Source organism: Nocardia sp. Marseille-Q1738 (genome assembly GCF_965283145.1).
The window spans coordinates 86,790-107,829 of the sequence record NZ_CBDIMS010000008.1; the positions used below are offsets into that span (position 1 = coordinate 86,790).

The following is a 21,040-nucleotide window of genomic DNA, read 5'->3' on the forward strand; positions in this document are numbered from 1 at the left end:
GGTGAGCGGCATCCTTCAGGACTACCCCGCCTTCGCCGTCTCCTCCCGCCGGAGCCGTCTGAACCGTCTTGGGTCCGGAGGCCGCTTCGGCTGCGCACCGGAGGTGTGCCCTGCTTGGTGTTCGCCACATCACCTTCAGAACGGATGAACCTTCGGCGGCAATGGGTTCCCGAGGCAAGCAGCGCCACCAGGGTCTGCGCGCGGTGGCACTGCTGATCCCGACATGCTGCGCCGGTGGCATGAGTGACACAGCCATGAAACGAATAGAGGTCACTTTGTGTCCGACTCCCGGCGCTGTTCACCTCGAATTATCGTGAGATGCGCCCGAAATTATGATGCGAGGCAGACTACTCGAGTTCGTAGCCCGGATGGGCGGTGGTGAGTGAGACTGAGAACCGTGACCCGGAAGAGAAGGCGTGCCTGGAATTCGAATTCCGGACAGCACTTCTCCGTGGAATACCCGGTCGCGTAACGAAGAGCGCCACCTCACTGACCGATACAACCTGGAGTTCCAGCGTGATCCCCCCGCTTCCGCATGCATCCTGTCCTGTTGACGCGAGCATCGACGATGTAGACCTGTATGCCCTGCATGCCATCGTCGAGGACGTCGCCGCCCTATGGCCTCTTACGGCGCGGCGTTCGAACTGCAGCAGAACCTGACTCCGTCGCAAGACTCGACCATTCCACGCATATTTCGGATTGAAAGGTGACACCTGATGAACAGGGCCGACGGTGCATCCGGCACGGCGACAATCTCCGTCGCACCCCCAGGACTTCCCTTCCTGGGGCACGCCTTGCAGATGCGCAACGACCCGCTGGGCTTCCTCGAGTCGCTCCGCGATTACGGCGACATCGTCCAGATCAAACTCGGCCCACGGCGAGCCTATGTGCTCAACTCGGTAGAACTGATCCGCGGCGTCCTCGTCGCCAAACAGAGCCAGTTCTACAAAGGCGATCAGATAGAAGCCGCACGTGACATGCTCGGTGAGGGCTTGATCAGCGCCGAAGGCGAAACCCACAGGCGGCAGCGCCGGCTCATGCAACCGGCATTTCGACGCGAGCGCATCGCCCAGTACGCCGACATCATGCAGGAACAGATCCTCGAGCGTACGGGCGCATGGCGCCGCGGCGACACCATCGACGTCCGGGTCGAGATGACGACACTTACGCTCGCGGTTGCCGCCAAGAGTCTGATATCGGCCGATCTCGGCAAGGATCTGGTTGATTTCATGCTGCACACCATGCCGCGCCTGTTGGATCTCCTGTATCAGCGGATGGTGACCCCGTTGCCACTGTTGAACAAGCTGCCACTGCCCCGCAATCATGAATACGCGGCGATCCTGGCACGAATGCACTCGATGATAGACGACGTGATCGCGGACTACCGCGGCAAGGACATTGCACGCACCGACCTGCTCAGCATGCTCCTACGGGCACAGAACGACGAACCCGGAAGTGTACTGTCGGATCGCGAAATTCATGATCAAGTGACAAACATACTCATTGCCGGGTCGGAAACCACCGCCGCGACACTGACATGGATATTTCATGTACTGAGCCAACGTCCGGACATCGAGGCACGATTGTTCGGGGAAGTGGATGCGGTGCTCGACGGCCGGCCCGCCGAATACGCCGACCTCCGGCAGCTGCACTATACCGCCCAAGTGGTGAGCGAGGCGTTGCGCTGTTACCCACCGGGCTGGATACTCACCAGGTCTGCGATCGAGGATGTCGACCTCGTCGGCTATCGTATCCCAGCGGGCAGTTCGGTGATGTTCAGCCCCTATGTGGTGCATCGAGATCCACGGTTGTTCTCCGATCCGGATACCTTCGATCCCGACCGGTGGTCACCGGAACGGGTCGGGGATATTCCCCGTGGGGCAGTACTGCATTTCGGCACCGGGCCGCGCAAATGTATCGGTGAGGTCTTCGCGGTGGTGGAGGCGACACTGGCCCTCGCAACGATCGCCGCGCACTGGCGCCTGCGCGCCCAGCCCGGCGCGGCGATCGACTCCGTCGTCACAAGCACCTACACCCCGCGAAAATTGTTGCTGGCACTCGAGAAGAGAACTCACTGACCGCAGTCCTAAGGCCGCGCTCAATCAGCTGATGCGCAGCTACGCCGCCCGCTTTGCCGATGACGAGCAGACCAAGCTGCTCATCGATCCCGGCCACAACCAGACCGAACTCGGCGGACCCGACGCGCCCCTCACGCCGCAGGAGAGCATCCAGGCCGTCGTCGACGTCCTTGAAGCGCAAGCAGGCGCTCCGGGGCTGCAGCTCCTGGATCGCCACGGCGAGATCGTCCCGTGGTAGACCTCGGTCCGAACTAGCTCGAGTTTTGAGCGACCATCGCATCCGGTGGCCGAGGGCACGGGCAGCGGCGAGAACCTGCTGCGGAAGGCATGGCGGACTAGCATCCGTGCTCGGGCGCGGTCTGCAGTTCGGGCGCGGCGGCGGCCAGCAATGCGTCGCGGTCGCGGTTCAACGGAGGATAGATACGCCGGGTGTTGATGTCGCGCTTGGTGTCTTTAGCCTCCTCGCCGCACGCGACCACGTGGCGGTCCCAGCCCTCGGTATACACCGCTCCTGCCGGTCCCAGATCGAGAACCGTTACATACCAGGGGATCTGCAACGGCTTCATGTGCTTGCCCAGAAGATCGCCGATGACGTTGTGTCCGGCCCATCGGCCCATCGGGCGGCTGTGCTGGCAGGACATCACCGACATATGCTCGTCGTCCATTTTTGCGGCGGCGACGTCACCGGCGGCGAATACCCCGGGCACACCGCAGACCCGCAGGTAATCGTCGACGGGGAGTCGACCCAGCCGGTCACGGTCGACCCCGAAGTCTGCGGTCAGCAGGTTGGCCCGCATGCCGGCACACCAGACGACAGTGGCGGTTGCCACCACTTCGCCCGAGGAGAGCGTCACGCCGCGCTCACCGATGGCGACGACCCCGACGCCCAACTTGGTCTCGATCCCGGTGTAGGCCAGCGCCGCCTCGATGACCGGTCGCGCCGATGCGCCCATGTCCGAGCCGACGAAGGGGTTGCGATCGATCAGGATGACCCGCGGTGTGACGGCACGCGAGGCAAAGGCGTCGGCGAGCATCGCGTGCAGCCCGGTCGCCTCTTCGATCCCCGTCAAACCTGCCCCGACGACGACTACTGTCGCGGCCGCCGGGTCAGCGGGGCCCTCGGCAAGCCCGCGCAAGTGGGCTTGCAGTCTGGTCGCTGCGTCATGGGTGTCGATGTCGAAACCGAACTCCCGCAGGCCAGGGATATCGGGCTTGACCACCTGGCTGCCCAACGCGAGCACCAGCCGGTCGTAGCCGTGAGCGCCCGCGGTGGATTCCACGACCCGCGCCACAGCGTCGATCGCCGTCACGTCGCCGATGATGTGCTTGATTCCGACCGGATCGAGGACAGCGCTCAGCGGGATGCGGGATGCGCTCAGATCGGTCTCATAGTTGCGCACGCGGATGTCGTGGTACGGCGTGGAACTGATCATCGTGATATCGACGGTTCCGACCGCCACACCGAGTTCGTCGAGCCGCCGGGCCGCCGCGAGCGCCGCCCACAGACCCGCAAACCCGGACCCGAGAACCACGACACGCGAAGCATCGGTCACTGCAGCGCGCTGCACATCGTCATTTTAATGCTCCAGCCGGACTTCGTGATCGTTATTGCTGCTGGTCAGGGCGCTGAAGCTGGGCCCGCCATCACGTGATCCCATTCTCCGACGGCCGTATTGGTCTCGATCGATTCCGGGGGCGGGACCGGCCGATGCGACGATCCAGCAGCGGCTGGTTCCTGCTCGCCCGACTCGCCGAAGCGCCTACCTCAGCCGGGCCCACCGGCGATCACGGTCAGCCCCTGCCGAGGATGCTCCCCGGCCAACGCATACCCAACTGCATTGCCGACAGGCCCCACGGGATGCTCGGCCAGACCTGATCGCACGATCGCCTGCTCGATGGTGTCGACCTGCGATGCGGTTGATGTGGCCTTCGACGGGCTCGAAACTGTGCACCGCCGTAACGGCACCCTGAGCACGACCTTTCCCAACCACGGGCTGCCATCACTGAGTCGCCCGGACCGTGGGGTGCCGCCAGCGCGGGTCGGCCGCGGACAGGCTGCGGGGTGTAGTCAGCGCAAACACCTGATCCAGGTCCTGGCAGACCACCGACGACCGTCTGGATCGATCGAGGAACGGTATCGGTTGTGCGGCGGATCGGTGGAGATGCTGGTCGTCGGTGTCACGGGCGGTGCGTAGCTGTCGCATGCTGGCGACAGAGGTCGGCCCAGCACCCGGCAGAAGGGAGATAGACGGTGGCAGTGGGACGTCGTCGGCTGCTGATCGGCTTCGCCGGTGCGGGTGGCCTTGCCCTGGCCGGGTGGGGGTGGGCGCGAGAACTGGCGCCGCCACCCAAACCCGCCACAATCCGATTCGATCCCGCACCCGGCGCCCGAGATGTCGAAGCGCGCAGTCCCGCCACGATCACCGTCACCGACGGGACGCTGCGGTCGGTCGAATGGATCGATGAAACGGGCAGGTCGCTGCCGGGCGTATCGGCACCCGATCATCGAGCCTGGACCAGTGCCGAACCACTCGGCTACGGACACACCTACACCGCGAAAGCCGTGGCTCACGGCGAAACCGGCGACGTCACCGCGACGACCACCTGCACCACAGTGCAACCCCAACAGCTCATCGACGTCTCCCTACGCTCCGCCAATCTCGTCGAGCTGGCCGAAAACGACACCTACGGAGTCGGTTTCGTGCTCGTCGCCCATTTCGACGAACCCGTGGATCGGGCAGCGGTGGAACGCCACCTGAAGGTCACCACCCAGCCGGACGTCGCCGGTGCCTGGTACTGGCTCGACGATCAGAACGCACACTGGCGGCCGGAGCACTATCACGCACCGGGAACCAGGATCACGATCACGGCCGAACTCTTCGGCCTCGCGCTCGGCGAGGGCCGCTACGGCGTACGCGACCAACAAGTTTCGGTGACCATCGGGCCCGCGCACGTCGCGATCGCCGACGACGACACCAAACAGATCGAGGTCTTCGACAACGGAAACCTCGTGCGGACCATGCCCACATCGATGGGCATGGGCGGCACCGCGGTGGTCGGCGGCAGAGTCCTGTCGTTCTGGACTCGCCCGGGCATCTACACCGTGCTGGACCGAAAAGACCCGGTGATCATGGACTCCGCCAGCTACGGCCTGCCCACCGGCTCCGCGCTCGGCTACCGCACGAGCATCAACCATGCGGTCCGCATCAGCCACGACGGAATCTTCGTGCACGAATTGGCCGCGAGCATGTGGGCCCAAGGCAACACCAACGTCTCACACGGCTGCCTGAACATCTCCCCTGCCGACGCCGCATGGTTCTACGACTTCGTCATCCCCGGCGACGTAGTCGAGGTCCGCAACACCGGCGGCGACCCCCTCGATATCTGGCACAACGGCGACTGGAGCATCCCGTGGACCGACTGGCTTCGCGGTGGCGCCCACACATGACACGAACGAGAAACAGCGCCTGATCTGGTTCGCCATTCCAGAACCTATCGATGGCGCAACCATTTCGACCGGACGGCCACGGCAGTCAGGCACTCACGCCAGGGTCAGTACCTGTCGTCGATGAGTGCGTGTGCGTAGTGGTCGACTCCAACTCGCCACATGATCCCCGCGCCGCTCACCCGGCGATTCCGCCATCCAACCCGTACACGTAGACACCGAGCCATGGAGAACCACTCGGAATGTTTGCCAAATAATAGCTGTCGTGCAGAATTGGTCGACGTGTCGTGTCGACGACACGCCGCAACGGTCACATACGTGAGCAGTTTGTTCCCGCGTTGCCACGTTCGCGACAGGCATGCTTCGCGAGAGCTCGGTGACCGCGAGCCAAGCTGCTTCCAATGGCGACGGAGCATTCCGACGTCAGGTGGCCGATTCGATCCATCTCACCAAAATCTCACATTCTCGATGGGAAGTGTCCGGATCCGATGGGACTCGTCCAGCGCCAGGCTTCTGCAAAACTTGTCTCTGACCAGGCTTGATGAGGAGTGTCGGGATCGGTTGGGGAGACTTGAACGTAGGTCAAGTGGACACCGGCCCCACATAGCTTCAGGCCACCGGCTCTCCGGTCCCCTCTCCGAACGCCAACTCGCCGTGCTGCGCCGATGGTGGCAAGGCGGCTACGCCAAAGACCAATGACAGGACCGCGAGCCCCAGCGTTCCGCTCGGGACAACCCCGCGCGCAGGACACCGCAGCGCGCCCGAGGATTGAACACCGGCAGTCGGACCAACCCCTCCACCCACATGCCCTGACCGCTCCAGGGCACGCCATGCGGACCGCGAATTCACCCCGCCGCAGCGTGGTACAGCTCGCGGTGCTCCGCCCACGGACGCTGCCGCTCCTCCGGACTCATCGCCAACAACGCCCGCAACTTCCCCCACGCCACCTCATCCACCGGCGTGTACACCTGCATCCACGCATTCGGAACCGACGGCAACGACATACTCGTCAAAAACATCTCCAACTCCCCCACCGCCAAATTCCGCACCTGCTTCGTCCGGCTAACAGGCACCGCCACATCGTTCAACGCCCACAACGACGCGAAACTCTCACTTTGGGAACACAACTCCGCAATGAACTCCTCCCACTGCCGATCACCCAGATTCTTCGCATACGCCCCACGCAGATACCCCACCATCCGCCGCAGATCATCCCAATTATGCCGATAGGCGTTACAGCACTCCGGTGTCAGAAACACTCGGCGCGCCACATTCCGCTCCCCCGCCAAGAACCCCGGACACAACGCCTCATACGAAGTGTTATGCGCCAGCACGTCATACCTGGCACTCAACACCACCCCGGGCAACGGCTCCAAATGATCCAAAATCACCTGCAACTCCTCCGGCAACGCCGACCCCGCATCCACCGAAGGCACCGTCGGCACATCCGCCAACCGATACAAATGCGCCTGCTCCGCCGCATCCAACGACAACGTCCGCGCCACCGCATTCAACACCTGAACACTCACATTGATGCTGCGGCCCTGCTCGAGCCACGTGTACCAGGTGATGCCGATCCCGGCCAGCTGCGCGACCTCTTCGCGACGAAGGCCGGGTGTCCGCCTTCGCGGGCCCGGCGGTAGTCCCACATCCTCCGGTGCGATCCTGGCGCGCCGAGATTTCAGGAACGCTCCCAGTTCGGCGCGCCGGGCCTTGCGCACGGCCTGAACATCGGCCACATCGGTCATGCTGTGATCTTCCCGTACCGCGCTAGAGGTATCCAGGTGCTGTCGGTACCAGTTTTGGCCACCGATCGCGTCGCCCCCGGCCGCCTCGACTCGACCGCTCCGATCGGAGTTACCCCGCCGGTGGAGTGGGTAGCGCGAGAACATGGTGGCGACAATGTTCCGCGACCGGTGCGACGCGGGCCGCGTGCTGGCCGGGCTTCTCGACGAGTACCGCGGCCGGGACGACGTGGTCGTGCTGGCCCTGCCCCGCGGCGGCGTACCCGTCGCATACGAGGTCGCCGTGCGTCTTGGCGCACCTCTGGACGTCTTCGTGGTGCGCAAACTCGGCGTTCCGGGATTCCCGGAACTCGCCATGGGGGCAATTGCCAGCGGCGGTGTCATGGTGACGAACGACGACGTGTTGCGCGCGGAACGGGTCGACCCGCGCGATTTCCAGCGCGTCGCCGAGCAGGAGGGCCGGGAGTTACGCCGACGCGAAACGGTCTATCGGGAGGGCCACCCGGTGGCGGACGTCGCGGGCAAGACGGTGATCCTGGTGGACGACGGGCTGGCCACGGGGGCGACGATGCGCGCCGCGCTGGAGGCGGTGCGGCAGCTGGATCCGGCCCGGATCGTCGTGGCCGTCCCCGCCGCGCCCGCGTCGAGCTGTCAGGAACTGAGCCATGTCGTCGACCAGGTGGTGTGCGCGACCACGCCGGCTCCGTTCTATGCGGTCGGTGCGGCGTACTGGGAGTTCGACCAGACCAGCGACGACGAGGTCAGGGAGTTGCTGCGGAAAGCGGCGGCCGCGGAGGCGGAGGCGGAGAACGAGGATCCGGCGTCGATCGTGCGTCGCACGCTGGTCCAGGCGCCGCGCGGCATGCCGCCGGAGGATGTGCTGTTCGAGTGGGTCGGCGACGCGCGCCTCGTGTTGCTCGGCGAAGCCTCGCACGGAACGCACGAGTTCTACGCCGCCCGCGCGGAAATGACGAAACGGCTGATCGAGGACAAAGGGTTCCGGGCGGTCGTGGTGGAAGCGGACTGGCCGGACGCGTACCGGGTCAACCGGTACGTGATGGGCCGCGGTGACGACGGGTCCGCCGAGCAGGCTCTGCGTGGGTTCGAGCGTTTTCCGACCTGGATGTGGCGCAACACCGTGGTGTCGGATTTCGTCGACTGGCTGCGCGAGCACAACGCCCGCATCGCGGCGCCACAGGAGCGGACCGGTTTCTACGGGATGGACCTCTACAGCCTGTACCGCTCCGCCGAGGACGTGATCCGCTACCTGGACAAGGTCGATCCCGACGCCGCGCGCCGGGCACGCGAACGCTATTCGTGCTTCGAGCAGCACGGTACCGAGGGTCAGGAATACGGGTACTCGGCCGCGTTCGGCTCGGGCTCGCCGTGCGAGCAGGAGGCGGTGGCCCAGTTGGTCGACCTCCAGCGGCACGCGACCGAGCATGCGAAACGGGACGGTCTGGTCGCGGAGGACGAACAGTTCTTCGCCGAACAGAACGCCCGCCTGGTGCGTTCGGCGGAGGAGTACTACCGGACGATGTTCGGTGGCCGGGTATCGTCGTGGAACCTGCGCGATCAGCACATGGTCGAGACGATCGAGGCGCTCGGCGGCCATCTCGGCCAGCAGCGTGGGGCACCCGCCAAAATGGTGGTCTGGGCGCACAATTCCCATCTCGGTGACGCGCGCGCTACGGAAGTCGCGTCGGTTGGCGAATGGAATGTCGGGCAATTGCTCCGGGAGCGCTACCCCGGCCAATGCCGAATCTTGGGATTCACCACCTACACCGGTACGGTGACCGCGGCCGACGACTGGGGAGAGCCCGCCGACTGTAAACGGGTGCGCCCCGGGCTGGATGGCAGCGTCGAGAAGTTCCTCCACGATATTCGTGCGGACGATTTCTGGACGAGTTTCGAGGATCCCGACCTGGTCCGGGTGCTGCGATCGGCGATGCTCGAGCGCGCCATCGGCGTCGTCTACCGGCCCCGGACCGAGCGGCGCAGCCATTACTTCCGGGCACGGGTAGCCGACCAGTTCGATGCCGTGATCCACATCGATCGGACCACCGCGCTGGAACCGCTCGATCGCACCTCGCGGTGGGAGTCCGGCGAGCTACCCGAAACCTATCCGTACGCCGTCTGAATGGTCCATCGAATAGCGCTGGGGTGCAACGGAATCAGACTGATCAGCCCGGATCGCTGGAGTTGGCGGCAGCGTGGGCGGCGCCGGCGATGTGTCGGCCGAGCGGCATCTGCGGCTCCGGCGACCGGGGCCGAGGTGGTGTGAACCGCAGAATCCCCGAAAAGCCCGGAAATCCACCGGGTATCGGGACTTGGATCTGGGGGAAACCGGGGATGCCACCCGTTGACGGCTCGGCGCCGGCGGGTGCGGCGGTAGCGAGCGCGGCGACGGCGGCCAGGGCGACAGCTCCGGCGGCGAGGGCTGGGTACGAACGTCGTTGTGAGCGTTGGTCAGGCCGGCCATCGGCGCTGAATGCCATGATGCGGTCCTCCGATCTCCGTCGGCAGGCCCGATGCGACCCGTCCGGGTCTCGCGGGAATATCACCGAGCCGCGAATGAATTTCGAAACACCACGGTGTCGTCGAACCAGCGGATCCGGAGAGTCATATTTCTGCACGCATTCGAATAAGCAAAGCCGGACACTCACATTTGCGATAACGAAACGATAACCGCGAAACACAGGTAACCGGGCACGGCGAAGCGGCCGGTCGCAACCGGCCGCCGGTGGTGGCGGGTCAAGCTTTGGCCTGGGCCGAGGAGCGAGCCGGGTTGGCTTGAGCCGCGGCCTTCGGATCGCGCTCGTTCTGCTTCGCCCGCACGCCCGCTTCGACGCGGTCACCCAGATTTTTGTCGACGTTGCGCCAGTATTCGAATGCCCGGTCCAGCACCGGCGCGGTGACGCCGTTGAGCAGGTGCCCGACGATGTTGCTCACCAGCCGCTCACGCGCCGCGTCATCGAGCACATCGCGGACCATGGTGCCCGCCTGGCCCCAGTCGTCGTCATCCTTACGCAAGGTGTAGGCCTGACGCACCATTTCACCGTCGGTGTACCAGCTCGCGAGCGGCCCCGCGACGGCGGGATCGGCGTGTGGACCGCCCTTGGAGTTCGGCACGTACACCGGGTCCCCGGGATTGTGATGGCGCATCGCGCCGTCCTTGCTGTACGAACGCACGGTGGTGGCGTGCGCCGTATTGACCGGCAACTCTTTGTAATTGGCGCCGATGCGGTAGCGGTGAGCGTCGGGGTAGGAGAACCATCTTGCCAGCAGCATCTTGTCCGGGCTCGGGCCGGTGCCCGGCACCGAACTGCTCGGCTCGAACGCCGCCTGTTCGATCTCGGTGTGGTAGTCCGCCGGGTTCCGGTCGAGCGTCATCCTGCCGACCTCGATCAGCGGGTAGTCGCCGTGCGGCCACACCTTGGTCAGATCGAAGGGATTGAAGCGGTAGGTCTTCGCCTCCTCGAACGGCATGATCTGCATCTTCAGCGTCCAGCTCGGATAGTTGCCGCCCTCGATCGCCTCCCAGAGATCGCGGAGGTGGTAATCGGTGTCCATCGAGGCCATCTGGTCGGCTTCGTCCTGGGTGAAGAATTCGATGCCCTGATCGGTCTTGAAGTGGTACTTGACCCAGAACCGCTGCCCGGAGGCGTTGAACCACAGGTAGGTGTGGCTGGAATAGCCGTTCATATGCCGCCAGGTGCGCGGAATGCCACGATCGCCCATCAGCCAGGTCACCTGGTGGGCGGATTCCGGTGACAGGGTCCAGAAGTCCCACTGCATGTCGTGGTCGCGCAGATTGTTGTCGGCTCGGCGCTTCTGGGAGCGGATGAAGTCCTGGAACTTCATCGGGTCGCGGACGAAGAAGATCGGGGTGTTGTTCCCGACCAGGTCGAAGTTGCCCTGCTCGGTGTAGAACTTCAGCGCGAACCCGCGGGGATCCCGCCAGGTGTCGGGGCTGCCGCGCTCGCCAGCGACCGTGGAGAAGCGGGCCAGCATCTGCGTCTTCTTGCCGGGTTGGAACAGGTCGGCCATCGTGTAGGCGCTCACGTCGTTGGTGACCTCGAACGTGCCGAACGCCCCGCCGCCCTTCGCATGAGGTTGACGCTCGGGTACTCGCTCCCGGTTGAATGCCGCCATCTTCTCGATCAGGTAGGCGTCGTTCAGCAGGATCGGGCCGTCGGGCCCGATCGTCAGTGAGTGCTCGTCACTCGGAACCGGGATACCGGCGTCGTCGGTGGTGTAGTTCGGAACAGACATCTCTCTCCTCTCCTAACCGCGGGCGGGAGCCCGACGGCGAACCGTGAGGACGAATGGCACCGCGACCGACCGGATCCCGACGCGAGACGTCGGGTAGCTCGAAGCGGAAACAGCGTGATCGCAAGAGGCGTCGAGCGGGAGTGCGCAGCGCGCCGACGGCCCGGCGGCTCCTGGCTCGCCCCCATGGAGCCGACCTGCCTGTCGAGGAGCGCGGTCAACGGTCACTGAATGCCGATACCTTCTGGTTCTGTCGATCGACTTCCCAGGTGTCCACTCCTCAAACTACGCCGACCGGGGCTTCCGCCGAGAGGTCCACCCGAGTCACCGCACGTCGGCCTCCGGTTCCTACGGTCTCGCCGGCCGCGAAACGACGTGCGACGCGGGCTGACCGGGATTCCGGCTCTGGTTGGGTAAATTCCCCCGCGATGTCCAGCATCCGTCCGACGTCCGATCCGACCGCGGTGACCGATCCCGCGGCGCTTGCCATGTCGATGGTCGGGCGCCGGTATCGCGCCTGCGACTACTACGAGGTCGGACGCGAGAAGATTCGCGAATACGCCCGCGCGGTGCGCAACCACCACCCCGCGCACTGGTCGGAGGACGCCGCTGCCGACCTCGGCTACGACAATCTGCTGGCGCCGCCGACCTTCGGCGCGGTCCCCGGCTACCTGGTCTATGCCGAAGTGCTCGACACGATCCTCCCCGGCTACGACCTGAGCCGGATGATCCAGACCGATCAGATGGTCGAACTCCATCGCCCGCTACTGGCCGGCGACCGAATCGGCTTCGAGGTCTGCCTCGACTCGTTCCGGCGCGCCTTCGGCGGCGACCTGATCGTGCTGCGCCAGACCATCCTGGACCAGGAGGATCGGCCCGTCGTCACCTCGCGGACCAGTATGGTCGGGCGCGCCGACGGCACAGACCCGGGTTCGATGGACGCGGTCGTGATGCACGGCGCACACCCCGACGCGCGCAGGGCGCCCCGGCCCACGCACCCGCGGTACATCGGACCGGTCACCGAGCCCCTGCGAGAACCGCGGACCGTCCCGGCGAGCGCGCATGCGCGGCGATTCGACACCGTGGTTCCCGGCGAGGAGCTTCCGCCGCGCATGCTCACCATCAGCCGCGGCGACCTGGTCAACTACGCCGGAGTCGCGGGTGACCCGAACCCGATCCACTGGAGCGACGCGGTCGCCGCGCGGATGGGGCTGGAAAGCGTTGTCGCCCAGGGCATGCTGACCATCGGGCTGAGCGTGGACTTGATCACCTCGTGGCTGGGCGACCCTGGCGCCCTGCGCGCCTACAACGTGCGGCTGACCAGCCCGGTCCATGTCGGTGCGAGCGGCGGCCGGATCGAGTTCCGTGGCCGGGTCAAACACCTGGACGCGGACGCGCGAACCGCCACGGTGGCGATCACCGCCGAGCACGACGGGCGCAAGATCTTCGGCCGCGCGACGGCCGAGGTCGCCCTCGCGTGATCGCACGTCTCATCCGCCCCACCGGAGATCCGTGTGTTTGGTCCGGACGAGCCGGGGCACGTTGGAGACGGAGCGCGGTCGCCCTCGATCGGCGGACGCGTACTCGGTACCCGATCGAGCGGGCAGCAGGCCCGCTCGCACCCGAAAGGACCGGTGTCTGTCGTGGTTGTGCTTCTTGCTGTGATCGGCTCGGCTTCCCTGGCCGTCATCGCGGTCCATGCCACGGTCGTCGCACGCAGCTTGGCCGAACTCCGTTCCCCGCGCCGCGGCAGCGCGCAGGGGCGCGACGAACAGGCCGCTCGGCTCACGCGCACATCGGTCTGATTCCCGGCTCGGCGATCTCCCGCACCCCGATTCCGCGGGGCATCGTCGTGCCGGTGCGGCTCGGCTACGGATCTACTTCCGGTCCGGCTGCCGTTTCTGCGCGTCGCGAAGGCGGACGTTGTCGGCCTGCAGCCGGTCGTTGTCGGCGTGCAGGTCGGCATTCGCGTCCTCCAGGTCGAGGATGCGCCGGATGCCCGCCAGGTTCACGCCCGTGGCGACCAGGTCGGTGATCCGCCGCAGGCGGGCCAGATCATTACCGCTGTAGCGGCGCGTGCCGCCGTCGCTACGCGCGGGCGTCAGCAAACCGTGGCGCTCGTACAGCCGCAGCGTCTGCACGCCGATGCCCGCCAGCCCGGCGGCCACCGAGATCCCGTACACCGCTTGACCGGGCTCCGGCAGATGCCCCGAGTCGCCTCGTTCCTGCGCCATCCAACCTCGCTTCTGTTGCGAACTAGATTTCCTAGTTTAGCGCCTTGAACTCAACTTATCCGGGTGCTATAAAAAATCTATGTCGGATGACAGAGGTTATCTGGCCCCTACTACGGAGAATGGAGTGAGTTGGAGGTGGCGACCATGCTGATGCGTACCGATCCCTTCCGCGATCTGGACCGTTTGACGCAGCAGGTGTTCGGCACGAAGGCGCATCCCGCGGTGATGCCGATGGATGCCTGGCGCGCGGGCGACGAGTTCGTGGTCGAGTTCGACCTGCCCGGTATCGACCCCGATTCCCTGGACCTGGACATCGAGCGCAACGTGGTGACGGTGCGAGCGCGCCGCCCCGAACTCGACACCGGCCGGGAGATGATCGCCGCCGAGCGTTCGCGCGGGGTGTTCAGCCGCCAGCTGTTCCTCGGCGAGAATCTGGACACGGACAACATCCGTGCCGACTACACCGACGGCGTCCTGCGTCTCACGATTCCGGTCGCGGAGAAGGCCAAGCCGCGCAAGATCGAGATCGCTCGCGGCGACGGGCACAAGGCGATCCACGCCTGAGCCGACCGGGATCTGCGGGTCCGGAGGGCCGGGCCCGCACCCGGCCCGAACGCGAAAGACGTTACCGCCCAGGGTCTATCCTTGCATACGGAACACCTGATGGAGCATCCGATCATGGCACCAACCCACCCACGCGACACCCTGCCACGACCGACCGAATCCGAGCCGGCACGCCCGGCCGAAACGCCGGTCGTCTGGCCCGACCCCAGCCCGCTCGACGCTTGGTGGCGCCGGGTCATGCAGTCCGACCGGCCCTACCGCAGCGTCGCGTGACCGCGGCCGGCACCACGCTCGTGACCGACCGGCACACCCAACCCAGCACCTCGGCCGAACCCTGGCGCCGCGGCACGGTCGTCTGGTTCAACGTCGAGAAGGGCTTCGGATTCCTCCGCCCCGCGGACGATCCGACGCCGGTCTTCGTCGAGTACACCAGCATCGAGACCACCGGCTACAAATCGCTCAGTGCGGATCAGCCCGTCATCTTCACCGCCACCATGCGCAAGCGCGGCCCGGAAGCAACAGCGGTGCGTCCACTACTTTCCGACACCGCGGACGTCCGGCCGCCCGGGGACGCCTGATCCATCGGACAGATCACCGGTCCCCATGCGCAGGCACTCACGCATGGGGACCGGCGGTCTCGGCGGCGCGAGACGATCACTCATCCCTCGTTCCGATACCTGGAGCTATCGCCCCGCAAGCAGGACAATGGGAGGACAAGCGACGGTGGATCAGGGGGTGCTGCGGGCACGCCGTCGTCACAGAAGCTCCCAAGCTGCGGCCTGGACCCTCGTCCGAGCAGGAGGCGACAAATGTCGATAGCCACCGCGCCCACGCCCGTCGAGCGATACGCATTCTCCTCGACCGACTCCGCCGAGATCACCGACTACATCGACCGCATGTACGCCGGCAACCGCACCCGATTCCTCGATGTCTCGCCGGATGCCACATTCACCGTCACGGGCGTCTCCACCGACACGATGGCCACGGACCGGGTCCGTGGCGCGATCGGTTATGCCACCGACTCCGAACCATTCGACTACCTGGTGTTCGAACATCTGATCGCGGGCCGGTACCTGCTGCGCGGCGGTGAGGAACTGCTGATGCGCCCCGGCGACGTCGCGGTGGTCCCGATGGGTGTCGGACTGTCGTTCGAAGTTCACGATCTCGACATGTCCCTGCTGCGGCTGCCGATGGACCGTGTCACCGCGGCGGCGGAAGGGCAGGTCGGCGCGCCAGCGGGCGGCGTGCGGTTCCAATCGGCGCAGCCGGTCTCCTATGCGATGGAACGGTACTGGCGCCGGCTGGTCGGCGTGGTTCACCGCGAACTCATGGACCCCGATTCGCCGATGTGCAACCCCCTGGTCGCCGAGCAGACGACCGCCGGGATCGCCGCTGCCGCGCTGACCACCTTCCCGAACACGGTGATGACCGTCGACTACGTCCGCGACCCCGGCCCGCTCACCCCGATGGCCTTGCGTCGCGCGATCGACTACATCAACGCCAATGCCGATCAGCCCCTGACTCTCACCGACATCGCCGAGGCAGCTGGAGTCACCGCGCGTGCCCTCCAGCACGATTTCCGCCGGCATTACGACACCACGCCACTGGGCTACCTCCGCCGGGTGCGCCTCGAGCGTGCCCACGAGGATCTGTCCGCTTCCGAGCCCGGCGAGGGGCGGACCGTGGCCGCCATCGCCGAACGGTGGGGCTTCGCCCACCCGGGCCGCTTCACAGCCGCCTACACCGCACGCTACGGCCGGCCACCCAGCTACACCATGCCCGTCTAATTGCCCCTCCTGTTTCGGCACGGCGATAGCGGTCATGCTGCACGCGCGGAGCTAATCGTGCCTCCGTGGCCGCGTTCGCACGGGGCGCGGTCGAACTCGAGAAGGGAGGAGACATGGCTTTCCGAGACGTGATCGCCCAACTCCACCAGGACATCACCACCGCCGAGGACGCCGGCGATGAAGCAACCGCGGCGCGTCTGCGCGCGGAGTTGGCCGAAGCCAAAGAGGTAGCTCTACACGGAGACCAGGACGACGACGAGCAATAGCGTCGGCCGTGCCGCGCCACCCCGGTTTCCGGCGGGTCTGCCAGGGCAACCAGTCAGCATGGAATCCGACAACGCGACCCCCGAGACACCTGCTTCTGAGCCCGCATCGACCAGCCGCTCGCATTCCGCTCCGGTCCGCGACGACCACCTGCGCCGACTGCTGACCATGGCCGAGCCGAGCGCACGACTCGTCCTCGAAGAGGGACAAGTCCGGATCGAGCAGGGTTCCGAGACCGAACCGCGCGGCATGCTCATCGTGACCCGCGCCGATCTCGCCGAGCGCCTCGGCGACGATCCGGACGCCACCGCGCTGACCGAGCAGACCACCGAACTGAACAGCGAGATCCGTCTCCTCGGTGCCTGAAGCAGATGTCATCGCGCAGCGACGGCAGACCACCGCGGCGGCGGGTCCCAGTTGACGAGCGTGGTCAGCCGCGTGACCATTCGTGTCCCCAGTAGCTGTCGGCGGTGATCTCCTCGGCGCTGTAGGTGGCTTCGTCGACGAGTACACCCTCGGTGCCGTATTCGAGATCCCAGCCACCGGGAGTGCGGACGTAGAAGGAGATCATCTTGTCATTGGTGTGCCGGCCCAGGGTCGACGACAGCGGGTAGCCCGCCCGCATGACGCGGTCGAGAGCCCGGCCCACGGCGTCGAGCTCGTCGACCTCGACCATGATGTGTACCAGTCCCGGGCCCTCCGGGCGGGTGCCCGGGATCAGCGCGAGGCTGTGGTGGCGCTGGTTGACGCCCAGGAATCGAACCCGGACGGGCCCCACTCCGGGCGGGGTGGGCACCCGGAACGAGCCACGCGGCAGGAAGCCGAGCACGTCGCAGTAGAAACGGTTCGCCTCCTCGAGGTCGGGCACCGGGAGAACGACATGGCCGAGACCCAGCCCCTCGGTGACGAAACGATTCCCGTGAGCGGTGACGACCGGGCTGTGGTCGAGCACCGGGCCGTGGAAGACCTCGACGGTGAACCCGGCGGGATCGGTGAAGGTGAAGGCTTCCTCCACGCGCAGCGCCTCGACCTGCTCCTGCGCGAGCGGTGTGACGGCGATCCCCGCCTGCTCCAGCGTTTCGCGTACCCGGGCGAGCGCGCGATAGTCCCGCACCTCCCAGCCGACGGCCAGCACCCGATCCTGATCGGCGGGAACGAGTTCGAAGCGGTAGGCGTGCTCGTCCATGCGCAGGTACACGCTGTCCGGATTCGGTCCGGTGGCCCGCGCGAATCCCATCACGTCGAAAGCGAAGGCGCGCCAGGCCGCCACATCGGCGATGGCGACTCGGACGTAGCCGAGCGAGGCGATGTCAGCCATGTGTTCGTCGTACTCCTCAGGAATAGGTGACGTGCACCGTGTCGGTGACCGGGACCGCCTGGCAGGCCAGCACGTACCCTTCGGCCAGATCGGCGTCGTCGAGAACGTCGTTGTGCCGCATCTCGACCTGCCCCGAGACGATCCGGCAGGCGCAGGCGCTGCACGCGCCCTCGCGACACGAGTAGGGCGCCGCCAGGCCGTTGGCCAGCAGGACATCGAGCAGGACTCGGTGCCGCGGCCACGGGAATGCGTATGTCTCGCCGTCCAGTTCGACTTCGACCGCGGCGCTTTCGCCGGACTCGGTGCGCTCGGGCGCGCCGGTCTCGAACGGATTGCCGGTCAGCGACACGAATTTCTCGACGTGCACACGCTTGCGATCGGCGCCGAGCCCGATCAGCGCGGCGGAGACGGCGTCCATGAAGGGCCCGGGGCCGCAGATGAACGCCTCCCGATCACACCATGGCCTCGCCAGTGCCGCCAGTTGCGCGCGGGCTGGCAGTCCCTGCACGGTCTCCAGCCAGTGCACCACGAGCAGACGGTCCGGATGCCGGGCGGACAGGTCGGCGAGCTCGGCGGCGAAGATGACCGATCGCTCGTCGCGATTGGCGTAGATCAGCGTGCAATGCCCGGATCCGGCGGACAGCACCGATTTCAGGATCGACAGCACCGGAGTTATTCCGCTGCCCGCGGCGACCAACAGCACGTCGTCGTCGAGCGATGCGGGAGTGAAAACGCCCGCGGGCGGCAGAGCGTCGATGGCCATGCCCGCAACGGCGTTGTCGCACAGCCAGTTCGATCCATAGCCGTCGGGCGTCCGCTTGACCGTGACCTTCAGCGGCCCATTCTCGTGCGGCGCACTGGACAGGGAGTAGCACCGGCTCACCGACCCCGTCAGGTCGCTCGGTATCCGCAGGGTCAGGAACTGGCCCGGGCGGTACTCGACCGCCGTCGACCGCTCCGAGGCGAGCGTCAGCTCCAGCGACACCGCGTCGGGGGTTTCCCGGATCACCTGCGCCACGCGGAGGGTCAAGATCCCGCCTGGTCGGCTCTCCGTGGCGTCGGGCATTCCGGCCTGCTCCGGCAGGACCGCGACGGATTCGGCCCGATCCACTGTGGTTTCTCCGCTCCGGTCCGCGATGGTTGTGGAGTCCTTTCCGTTCACGACTGCGCCTCGCCGTCGCTCGGCTCCGTCGTGCGCGGGGGCACGCTGTGTTCTCGGTTCGCTCTCTGACGCTCGCTCACGGCACGTCCCCGTCACGCGTGCCGACCTCGAGGGCGCCGGTCGCCACGGCGGCATCGATGCTGTCGCGCAGAGCGATACAGGTCCGTATCCGTGCAGTGTCCGCCCTGGCGAACTCGGCGCACGCCGCCACCGCGACGGCGCTCCACTGCACACTGGTGTGCTGCACGCTGAACTTCTCCACCAGCACGCAGGTTCCGCAGGCCCGGCAAGAAACCCGTTCCATGGCCGCTCAGGATCCGGCGGCGGCGCGCTGCTGGGCCAGATTGTGGGCGACCTCCGCCTCCCACGCCGTGACCGCTCGGGTGGTGTCGACCTCGAACTCGAACCGGTCGGTCATCTTCGGGTCGATGTCGGCCACGTCGGTGTAGAACTGCTCGTACCAGCGGCGCAGCTGGTAGACGGGACCGTCCTCCTCGCACAGCAGCGGATTATCGATGCGGGTCTTGCGCTTCCAGATCGCGGCGTCCTGTTCGAAGCCGCGGCCGAGACCGTCGGCGAACTTCGCCGCGATCTCCTCGGCCTGCTCCGGCGGCACGCCGTGCGGCTTCTTCACGATCGCGCCGTATTGGAGCACGAATTTCGTGGGCGACACCGGATAGTGGCAGTTGATCAGAATGCCGTCCACCGTCAGCCCCGCACTCTCGCTGCGCAGATGGTCGATCATGTAGGAGGGACCGTAGTACGAGGCATCCGAGTGCAGCACGTTCTTGCCGCCCAATGCCTTCGCCGTCTCCCCCATCATGTCCTCGCGTGACACCGACGTCATGTACTGGCTGGCGACATGGCCCTCGAAGACGTTCTTGAAATAGGTGGGGAAGCCGAAGTGCACGTAGAAGAAGTGGGCCATGTCCACCACGTTGTCGATGACCTCGCGGCAGTTGGCGCCGTCGATCACCATGGTGTTCCAGGTCCAGTTGGTCCACTCGTCGCTGAAGGCGCCCTCGATGCGCGGGATGGTGACCTGCTCCGGCGGTGGGTTGCCCTCGGGGTCGTTCCACACGAACAGCTGTTTGTTCTGCTCCAGCGTCGGCCACGACCGGGTCCGCGCCCGCGGCGGCACCCGGCGACCGTAGGGGATGCCGGTGCAGCGGCCGTTGCCACCCCAGCGCCAGTCGTGGAACGGGCAGGCGATCGAGTCCCCCTTGATCCGGCCGTCGCCCAGATTCCCGCCCATGTGCCTGCAGTAGGCGTCCAGCACGTGGAGTTGTCCACCGGCACCGGCGAATACCACCAGTTCGGTGCCGAAGATCGCGACGGTGTGCGGTTTCCCGTCCCGGAAGTCCTCCGCGAGACCCAGGCAGTGCCAGCCGCGCGCGTATCGGGCGGGCGGAGCGCCCGCGTCGATCACTCGGACCTCGGCGTCGGTAGTCATCGGTTCCTCCACGATTCGCGCACGTTTGTCATGTCGATATTTCGGTTCGCGATCCCGGCGCGGAAATGTGTAGTCCCACTGGCCGGGAGGAGCTCAGGCCTCATCGAGCCGCCCGAACGCGGAGCGGTAGAACAGCAGCGGCGGGGCCTCGCGATGTTCCGACAGCGCGGTGACCCGCGCGATCACGATGGTGTGGTCGCCACCGTCGACCTCCTGCTCGAGGTCGCAATCGAGCCACGCCATGGTTCCGGCCAACCGTGGCGATCCGTTCGGGGAAGGCTCCCAGTCGACCCCGGCGAACTTGTCCGCGCCGCTGCGCGCCAGCTGCCGGCAGATCTCCTGCTGGTCGTGGGCCAGAATGCTGACGCAGAACCGGCCCACCGCGCGAATGCGCGGCCACGACGTGGACGTGCGCGCGGGGCAGAAGCACACCGCGGGCGGCTCCAGCGACAGCGCGGAGAACGATTGGCAGGTGAAACCGATCGGCCCGTTCTCGGACCGCGCCGCGATCACCGTGACGCCCGTGCAGAAGCGGCCCAGTACGGCCTTGAAGTCGCGCACATCCAGCGGCGATCCGTCCATCGCCAGCACCGGTTCCATGGGGCCTCCTCTTTCGATCAGGCATATACCTGATCGCTATGACAGCAGGCGCTGCCCGAGGGGCGTCAAGATCGGAGTCCGGTCACCGAGATGGAGATCGGTAGAAGCTACGTAGTTC

The 21,040-nt window shown here is 66.3% G+C and carries 21 protein-coding genes; 12 read left to right on the forward strand and 9 right to left on the reverse strand.

Annotated elements, in window-relative coordinates; translation table 11 throughout:
- Positions 1-716 precede the first annotated feature (716 nt).
- Entirely contained in the window at positions 717-2,078 is a 1,362-nt protein-coding gene (locus ACWPXK_RS25405) for a cytochrome P450 (RefSeq protein ID WP_454198673.1), read from the forward strand.
- 31 nt (positions 2,079-2,109) lie between these two features.
- Positions 2,110-2,316 (forward strand): hypothetical protein, encoded by a 207-nt coding sequence (locus tag ACWPXK_RS25410; protein WP_454198674.1) that lies wholly within the window; start codon positions 2,110-2,112, stop codon positions 2,314-2,316.
- Between the two features lie 97 nt (positions 2,317-2,413).
- Here the strand turns inward: ACWPXK_RS25410 and ACWPXK_RS25415 are convergent, their stop codons facing one another.
- On the reverse strand, positions 2,414-3,631 hold the full coding sequence (locus tag ACWPXK_RS25415; RefSeq protein WP_454198905.1) for an NAD(P)/FAD-dependent oxidoreductase: 1,218 nt from the start codon (positions 3,629-3,631) through the stop codon (positions 2,414-2,416).
- Positions 3,632-4,329: 698 nt separating this feature from the next.
- Between ACWPXK_RS25415 and ACWPXK_RS25420 the strand changes: the two genes are divergently transcribed.
- Positions 4,330-5,526: an Ig-like domain-containing protein gene (locus tag ACWPXK_RS25420; RefSeq protein WP_454198675.1), complete on the forward strand. Its 1,197-nt coding sequence runs from the start codon at positions 4,330-4,332 to the stop codon at positions 5,524-5,526.
- Positions 5,527-6,368: 842 nt separating this feature from the next.
- Here the strand turns inward: ACWPXK_RS25420 and ACWPXK_RS25425 are convergent.
- The gene (locus ACWPXK_RS25425) at positions 6,369-7,271 is read right to left on the reverse strand and encodes a helix-turn-helix transcriptional regulator (RefSeq protein WP_454198676.1); all 903 of its coding nucleotides are present in this window, start codon (positions 7,269-7,271) and stop codon (positions 6,369-6,371) included.
- A 142-nt stretch (positions 7,272-7,413) separates the two neighbouring features.
- On the opposite strand from ACWPXK_RS25425, the gene ACWPXK_RS25430 reads away from it, so the two are divergent.
- Positions 7,414-9,408, forward strand: coding sequence for an erythromycin esterase family protein (locus tag ACWPXK_RS25430; RefSeq protein WP_454198677.1), 1,995 nt, complete (start codon positions 7,414-7,416; stop codon positions 9,406-9,408).
- Positions 9,409-10,022: 614 nt separating this feature from the next.
- Here the strand turns inward: ACWPXK_RS25430 and ACWPXK_RS25435 are convergent.
- Positions 10,023-11,543, reverse strand: a complete 1,521-nt coding sequence (locus ACWPXK_RS25435; RefSeq protein WP_454198678.1) for a catalase — start codon at positions 11,541-11,543, stop codon at positions 10,023-10,025.
- Positions 11,544-11,968: 425 nt separating this feature from the next.
- Here ACWPXK_RS25435 and ACWPXK_RS25440 point away from each other — a divergent pair, with 425 nt between their 5' ends.
- Positions 11,969-13,021, forward strand: a complete 1,053-nt coding sequence (locus tag ACWPXK_RS25440) for a fused (3R)-hydroxyacyl-ACP dehydratase subunits HadA/HadB (RefSeq protein ID WP_454198679.1) — start codon at positions 11,969-11,971, stop codon at positions 13,019-13,021.
- 153 nt (positions 13,022-13,174) lie between these two features.
- Positions 13,175-13,345, forward strand: a complete 171-nt coding sequence (locus tag ACWPXK_RS25445; protein WP_454198680.1) for a hypothetical protein — start codon at positions 13,175-13,177, stop codon at positions 13,343-13,345.
- A 72-nt stretch (positions 13,346-13,417) separates the two neighbouring features.
- Here ACWPXK_RS25445 and ACWPXK_RS25450 read toward each other — a convergent pair whose 3' ends face one another.
- A complete protein-coding gene (locus ACWPXK_RS25450; protein ID WP_454198681.1) occupies positions 13,418-13,774 on the reverse strand; it encodes a MerR family transcriptional regulator in 357 nt (118 codons plus the stop codon).
- 144 nt (positions 13,775-13,918) lie between these two features.
- Between ACWPXK_RS25450 and ACWPXK_RS25455 the strand changes: the two genes are divergently transcribed.
- The 6 genes from ACWPXK_RS25455 to ACWPXK_RS25480 all read left to right on the forward strand — a co-directional run bounded on the left by ACWPXK_RS25455 (position 13,919) and on the right by ACWPXK_RS25480 (position 16,755).
- Positions 13,919-14,338: an Hsp20/alpha crystallin family protein gene (locus ACWPXK_RS25455; RefSeq protein WP_040778571.1), complete on the forward strand. Its 420-nt coding sequence runs from the start codon at positions 13,919-13,921 to the stop codon at positions 14,336-14,338.
- A 114-nt stretch (positions 14,339-14,452) separates the two neighbouring features.
- A complete protein-coding gene (locus ACWPXK_RS25460; protein ID WP_454198682.1) occupies positions 14,453-14,611 on the forward strand; it encodes a hypothetical protein in 159 nt (52 codons plus the stop codon).
- Positions 14,608-14,916 carry a cold-shock protein gene (locus ACWPXK_RS25465; RefSeq protein ID WP_454198683.1) on the forward strand — a complete coding sequence of 103 codons (309 nt, stop codon included), beginning with the start codon at positions 14,608-14,610 and terminating at the stop codon, positions 14,914-14,916. Before ACWPXK_RS25460 ends, ACWPXK_RS25465 begins: the two co-directional genes overlap by 4 nt.
- A gap of 231 nt (positions 14,917-15,147) precedes the next feature.
- Positions 15,148-16,125, forward strand: coding sequence for an AraC family transcriptional regulator (locus ACWPXK_RS25470; RefSeq protein WP_454198684.1), 978 nt, complete (start codon positions 15,148-15,150; stop codon positions 16,123-16,125).
- A 113-nt stretch (positions 16,126-16,238) separates the two neighbouring features.
- Positions 16,239-16,391 carry a hypothetical protein gene (locus ACWPXK_RS25475; protein WP_454198685.1) on the forward strand — a complete coding sequence of 51 codons (153 nt, stop codon included), beginning with the start codon at positions 16,239-16,241 and terminating at the stop codon, positions 16,389-16,391.
- A 58-nt stretch (positions 16,392-16,449) separates the two neighbouring features.
- Positions 16,450-16,755 carry a hypothetical protein gene (locus ACWPXK_RS25480; protein WP_454198686.1) on the forward strand — a complete coding sequence of 102 codons (306 nt, stop codon included), beginning with the start codon at positions 16,450-16,452 and terminating at the stop codon, positions 16,753-16,755.
- A 64-nt stretch (positions 16,756-16,819) separates the two neighbouring features.
- Here ACWPXK_RS25480 and ACWPXK_RS25485 read toward each other — a convergent pair whose 3' ends face one another.
- The 5 genes from ACWPXK_RS25485 to ACWPXK_RS25505 form a co-directional block, all read right to left on the reverse strand.
- Positions 16,820-17,707: a VOC family protein gene (locus ACWPXK_RS25485; RefSeq protein ID WP_454198687.1), complete on the reverse strand. Its 888-nt coding sequence runs from the start codon at positions 17,705-17,707 to the stop codon at positions 16,820-16,822.
- Between the two features lie 16 nt (positions 17,708-17,723).
- Positions 17,724-18,773: a 2Fe-2S iron-sulfur cluster-binding protein gene (locus ACWPXK_RS25490; RefSeq protein WP_454198906.1), complete on the reverse strand. Its 1,050-nt coding sequence runs from the start codon at positions 18,771-18,773 to the stop codon at positions 17,724-17,726.
- A 172-nt stretch (positions 18,774-18,945) separates the two neighbouring features.
- Complete coding sequence (locus ACWPXK_RS25495; RefSeq protein WP_454198688.1) at positions 18,946-19,173, reverse strand: hypothetical protein; 228 nt, start codon at positions 19,171-19,173, stop codon at positions 18,946-18,948.
- A gap of 6 nt (positions 19,174-19,179) precedes the next feature.
- A complete protein-coding gene (locus ACWPXK_RS25500; RefSeq protein ID WP_454198689.1) occupies positions 19,180-20,322 on the reverse strand; it encodes a Rieske 2Fe-2S domain-containing protein in 1,143 nt (380 codons plus the stop codon).
- Between the two features lie 93 nt (positions 20,323-20,415).
- Positions 20,416-20,922 (reverse strand): flavin reductase family protein, encoded by a 507-nt coding sequence (locus ACWPXK_RS25505; protein WP_454198690.1) that lies wholly within the window; start codon positions 20,920-20,922, stop codon positions 20,416-20,418.
- Between the last annotated feature and the right edge of the window lie 118 nt (positions 20,923-21,040).